3 protein-coding genes and 2 pseudogenes are annotated in these 5,711 nt (G+C 38.0%); 2 read left to right on the top strand and 3 right to left on the bottom strand.

Annotated elements, in window-relative coordinates; translation table 11 throughout:
- Window positions 1–142: 142 nt before the first annotated feature.
- The gene (locus B4237_RS02050) at window positions 143–1,369 is read right to left on the bottom strand and encodes a DUF445 family protein (protein WP_171054747.1); all 1,227 of its coding nucleotides are present in this window, start codon (window positions 1,367–1,369) and stop codon (window positions 143–145) included.
- A 435-nt stretch (window positions 1,370–1,804) separates the two neighbouring features.
- Here B4237_RS02050 and guaA point away from each other — a divergent pair, with 435 nt between their 5' ends.
- Complete coding sequence (gene guaA / locus B4237_RS02045; RefSeq protein ID WP_004882034.1) at window positions 1,805–3,373, top strand: glutamine-hydrolyzing GMP synthase; 1,569 nt, start codon at window positions 1,805–1,807, stop codon at window positions 3,371–3,373.
- A gap of 286 nt (window positions 3,374–3,659) precedes the next feature.
- Here guaA and B4237_RS02040 read toward each other — a convergent pair whose 3' ends face one another.
- The gene (locus B4237_RS02040; RefSeq protein ID WP_286941095.1) at window positions 3,660–4,754 is read right to left on the bottom strand and encodes a hypothetical protein; all 1,095 of its coding nucleotides are present in this window, start codon (window positions 4,752–4,754) and stop codon (window positions 3,660–3,662) included.
- Between the two features lie 219 nt (window positions 4,755–4,973).
- Window positions 4,974–5,309: pseudogene (locus B4237_RS02035) on the bottom strand (DHCW motif cupin fold protein).
- A 217-nt stretch (window positions 5,310–5,526) separates the two neighbouring features.
- Between B4237_RS02035 and B4237_RS02030 the strand changes: the two are divergent.
- Window positions 5,527–5,711 (top strand): annotated as a pseudogene (locus B4237_RS02030) (helix-turn-helix transcriptional regulator); the annotation flags it as partial.

Below are 5,711 nucleotides of genomic sequence, written 5' to 3'. Positions count from 1 at the left end.
TTTATTTGAAAGGAAACTTTTAAGGTCACTCTTTGTGCCTGATAAAAAATGGCGAAAACAAGAAGAACCTCAATTGAGGTTCTTCTTGTGATATTTGTGGGACAGCAGTGAGCAGCAGCTTCCTTTTTTATGATCGAAATTTTTATAACATGAAGTGAATTTGCATTTCCCCAACAAGGAAACCCAACACAGCACCCACAATAATCAAAGACCATTCATCTTCTTTAAATGCAGGGCGGAGCATACCTTCAAACTCTTCAGGGCTAAGTTTCTGCATCCGTTCAACCAGTGTATTACGAACATTCATTGCATCTTCAGCATAAGATTCAACATAGCGCATGGTATCTGGAAGCTGTTTTAAAATACGCTCAGCAACTTCTGATTTAAGGTTTTGGTATTTCTCACCACCAATCGCATAAACCACCAATGGACGTACAATACCTGCTTGTAAATCAATTTCTTGTTTGACATGGCGGCTGACTAATTCAATCACTTTGTCTGAGTGCGTCCCAGAGAAAAGTTCTTCCATCATGTTGCGTGATGTTAGTAATTGTTTTGAGATCAAAGCAGCATAATCTGCGGCAACCTCATTCTGACGTTTAATGAATAAACCTTGCCATGTGTAGCCCAGCACCTTCTTTGGATACAACGGACGGAACATCATTTGTAGCGCCATCCAGTCACTGAAAAAACCGACAAAGCCACCAAACATCGGCAACATCCATGGGTATTTACCTTGCGTCACGATCCAGCACAGCATTTGAACCACACCAATCGCGAAACCAAAAACAAAGCCGACATTACTAAAAAATTTGAATTCTTGTTTGCCGACTTTTTTAAAGATTTCGTTGAGGAGGCGTTTATCTTTGAGTAGATTGTTGACGACCATGTGTTTGATATCGAAGTACTTGGCGACATCTTTTTGTACTTCACCCATGATATGTTCAACGATTTCAGGCGCTTTGGCTTGCACACGTTTGATCAGTTTTTGACGTGCAAACTCTGGCATGCCTTCCCATAAACCGGGTTGATATTGTTGTGCAACTTCACGGGTAATATCTTCAGCAGCCGCCATGAGAGGTTTTTCGATTTCTTGTGCGATACGCTTTGGATCTAATCGTGCAAAAATTTCTTCAGGTTTGATGAGCTTGGAAGTCATCAGTTCAACCGCAGTGGTTGCCATTTTTTCTGCTTTACGAGGAACGATTCCTTGCCATCCAATTGGAAGACCAAATAATCTAAACCCTTTAAATTCAAGTGGTGCGAACATCATTTGGATCGCAATCACTTTGGTTATATAACCAATAAAGCCACTAATAAATGGGATCGAAATATATAACCAGAAATTCTGATGAAAATCCGCAATCATTTCTTGAAACATTATTGTATTGGTCCTTCAAGTCCTAATTGTTGCTCGTGGTCGGGCAAGCGATAGAGGATAGTGAAATATTTTAGGACATTGGTCAGTTCACCAATATCTTTAGAATTTTTAGTTTTCCTTGTATCAAGGACATCGCAATCACATGAAAGGAAACGATGAGGTCGATTGAATACCTTTCCATGGTAATGCATATTTTTCGATTCATCATCTTAGCACCAATTTTTGTTTTGTGTTGAGCATAATTGACAAGAAATGTTGATTTAACTCGCTTAAATAGACTCTTTACTGTGAAATTTTAGTTTAAATATCAGTGCTAATTGACAACAAAATCTAAAAAATAAGATAGATGATGAATTGCGGTGCGCCAATGCATGAAAAATGTTAGAATATGGCGCTTAATTCATTTGTCTTTTATGATTCGCCATGACGACCAATACTCAAATTACTGAAGATCGTATCCTTATTTTGGATTTCGGCTCTCAATATAGCCAGCTCATTGCACGTCGTGTACGTGAAGCAGGTGTCTACTCTGAAATGTTTGCATTTGATATGTCTGAAGAAGACATTCGTGCATTTAATCCGAACGGGATTATTTTGTCAGGTGGCCCTGAGAGTGTACATGAAGAGGGTAGCCCACGCGCACCTCAAGTTGTATTTGAACTTGGTGTACCAGTTTTGGGTATTTGCTATGGTTTACAAACCATGTCTGAACAGCTTGGAGGTAAAGTAGAGCCGGGTACAGTACATGAATTTGGTTATGCAGAAGTTGACATCGTTGTTCGTGATCAATTGATTGGTAACTTACAAGATCGTGAAAACCAATTGCATGTTTGGATGAGCCATGGCGACAAAGTCAGCGCGATTCCTGAAGGTTTCCAAGTCACTGCAAGTACACCAAGCTGCCCATTTGCTGCGGTAAGCGATGAAACTCGTCGTTTCTATGGTGTGCAATTCCACCCAGAAGTAACTCATACAGCGAAAGGTGCTGAATTACTTTCTAACTTTGTGCATAAGATTTGTGGTTGTCGCGGTCTTTGGACACCTGAACACATTATCGACCTTCGTGTCGAACAATTACGTGCACAAATCGGTGATGAGAAAGTTCTTCTAGGTTTGTCTGGTGGTGTAGATTCATCTGTTGTTGCTGCGTTGTTGCATAAGGCAATTGGCGATCAGCTTACATGTGTATTTGTAGACAATGGTTTACTTCGTTTAAACGAAGGTGATCAAGTGATGCAAATGTTCGCTGATAACATGGGTATCCGTGTGATCCGTGCTGATGCTGAAGAGCGTTTCCTAACTGCGTTGGCAGGTGAAGTTGATCCTGAGAAAAAACGTAAGATCATTGGCCGTGAATTCATCGAAGTATTTGCTGAAGAAGCACGTAAACTTGATGGCGTGAAATTCTTGGCGCAAGGTACGATTTATCCTGACGTGATCGAATCTGCTGCAAGCAAACAAGGTAAAGCACACGTGATTAAATCACATCACAACGTGGGTGGTTTACCAGAAGATTTAGCGTTTGACCTTGTTGAACCATTACGTGACTTGTTTAAAGATGAAGTTCGTAAATTAGGTACGACTTTAGGTTTACCTCATAGCATGATTTACCGTCATCCATTCCCAGGTCCAGGTTTGGGTGTGCGTATCTTGGGTGAAGTGAAAAAAGAATATGCAGATATTCTGCGTCTTGCTGATGATATCTTTATGCAAGAGCTGCGTGCCAGTGGTTGGTATGACAAAACTGCACAAGCATTTGCGGTATTCCAGCCTGTGAAATCAGTAGGTGTTGTTGGTGATGGTCGTCGTTATGCATGGGTGATTGCACTTCGTGCGGTGGAAACGGTTGACTTTATGACAGCACGTTTTGCGCACTTGCCATACGAGTTGGTTGATAAAATCTCTACGCGTATCATGAATGAAATCAAAGATGTTTCACGTGTTGTATATGACGTGTCATCTAAGCCACCAGCTACGATTGAATGGGAGTAAATTTGGGCTTTCTAAAAGCGATAGCTTTTAGCCAAATTTACGCCAAGGGCTGCGCCCGCGGCAGTGAGCTTTCAAAATGCAACACATTTTGCTGATTTTACGCCATGAACGAGTTTTAATGTGAAACTTTAAAATGAAGTGCAAGATGCTCGTGGCAGAGGGATTTCAAAAACCTCTAAAATAGATCAAAAAAGCCGACTTGGAAAAGTCGGCTTTTTTTTAATTTCAAAATGTATATTTTAAAATATGATAATCTTCTCACTTTGTATGGTTATAACCTCGGTGCTTAGTTTAATTCACAATAACGTTTCCTAAAATTACTCCAGCTATAATGCTTTCCAGATTCATATTCTTGAATAAAAATTTGATAGAGTTTGGTTTGTTGCTGTAACCAAGGATTGCCCCAGTTTACGCCTTTAGGTGCAGCTTGATCGTGAAATACCCAAAAGTCATTTAGACAAGAGCTTGGCTGCGGTATTTGCTCTTTTTGAGATTCTTGATATTGATCTTCTAATAATTCTGCATTGATACTTTCAATATTCTCTTTAAGTGCTCGACGTTCGCTGATTGAAAGATAATGTTTGTGAGTATTTTTGCTAAGTTGACCATTTTGATAATCATAAATATGCTCAATATCAAAAGGTTTAACTGTTTGATAGTCACCTGGTGTCTTAGTTTGATATTGAATAATGTTAGCTTCGTAGTCACCTATTTTATCGTTAAATTTTGGACCAAAACCCATCCCATTTTCTGGGTTGGGAGCAATAAATTGAGCGCGATGTAATAGTTTGGCTTCTGGTGTGACCTCGATCAATTCATAGCTTGAACGGTATAAATTGTCTGCAAACATCTGATGAATTTGAGCATTGTGTTGTTTTTCAGTGGGTGTGAGAATATAACGACTGCGGAAAATGAGGAGTAAATTTTTACCTTGTTCCTGTATGGCAAATAATTGGTGATCTTTAAGTTGATTTGGTAATTGTTTTTTAAGGGTTAGTGATTGCTGAACTGAGCCATAAGATTGAGTGAGTGTGAAATTGGTTTTGTCATCAATGCTTGTATAAAGGAGCGCTGGATTTTGAGCTTCACTGAGTGGGTAGTAAAATACGGCAGTTTTGCCGTTAATGACAAAATAGCGTGGGTTAAGTAAATAGTGCTGAGATGAATCTTTAAATGGATCGTAATTTTTATCTCGAGTTTTTTTTTGGTCTGACCAGTTTTCAGAATATATAGAGTTATCGCTATCATCTGTAGAGGCATCGATATAAATATTATTTTGTTCTTCTATTTCTATTTCAGCATAGGCGAGTTGGCAGGGGTTCAGAGTTAAGCTACTTATAAGGCTAAAAAAATAGAATACAGTTTTTACATTTGACTTCATTTTTGACCTAGATTATTAAACGTGGTTAAAAGAATGTGAATTGATTCTATAATAAAAAAGAAGAAATCCTTTAGGGAGCGATGATAAATAACAGCACTTTTGTTGGCTGCGTATTGTTTAATTTTTACTTCGCTTATTTAGGAAGGATTATCCTATTTTAAAATAACCTATTTCTCATTTTATACCATTTAAAATATACCCATCTTGTCGAAACCAGATTCAGATGATAAATAACTTAGCTCCTTTTGAGGTAAAAGACTGATGAGGTTCTGAATGATCACCGACTTGATAACTCATGCCTGAAGTTAAAATAAATTTCCTTCCATCTTTTAATCTACTTTCTAACTCGCCTTCTAAACAGAATAATATATGACCTTTTTCACACCAATGATCAGCTAAATAATTGGCAGAATACTCAACGAGCCTTATTTAATTTTATTGGCATCGTCACCAAAAAATTGTGTTTTCAATCGGCTACCCTGTTTCACCACAATACTCTGTTTTTTCTATTTGATCCCAATGGGTTATTTGAAAAGGGAAAGGTGAAATGTTCATATTATTTTTGCTCCAAAAAATTAATTATTTTTACAGGAGTGATCAAAATAGTTCAAATTGCTCTATTTCGTCTAATCGTCAAAGGAAAACTCAATTTAAAATAAATAACTCGTTCAATATCAAAGTTTTAATATATGAAGATATATCTTATCTTGTGTTAAGATAATTTAAGATATATCTTAATATGCATGAATTGAGCAATATGAGAAAAATAAAGATGAAACAGGTATCCGATCATCACGAAAGCGAACGTGATCTCCAGCATAGAGAACATCACCGTTCTGGTCGCCGTGGTCGCTTGTTTGAATCAGGTCGCATGAAACTGTTAGTGCTGCATCTCATTCAACAAAGCCCGAAACATGGCTATGAAATTATTAAAGAAATTAGTGATCTAGTGGGGGA

The sequence above is a fragment of the Acinetobacter sp. UBA6526 genome (assembly GCF_002434875.1).
Classification (GTDB): Bacteria; Pseudomonadota; Gammaproteobacteria; order Pseudomonadales; family Moraxellaceae; genus Acinetobacter; species Acinetobacter venetianus.
The sequence above is the reverse complement of the archived record's forward strand: the minus strand, read 5'-3'. Positions and strand labels throughout refer to the sequence as shown.

Coding starts and splice junctions, on each gene's coding strand:
- B4237_RS02050 (WP_171054747.1), bottom strand. CDS start 1,369: ATGATTGCGGATTTTCATCAGAATTTCTGGTTATATATTTCGATCCCA.
- guaA (WP_004882034.1), top strand. CDS start 1,805: ATGACGACCAATACTCAAATTACTGAAGATCGTATCCTTATTTTGGAT.
- B4237_RS02040 (WP_286941095.1), bottom strand. CDS start 4,754: ATGAAGTCAAATGTAAAAACTGTATTCTATTTTTTTAGCCTTATAAGT.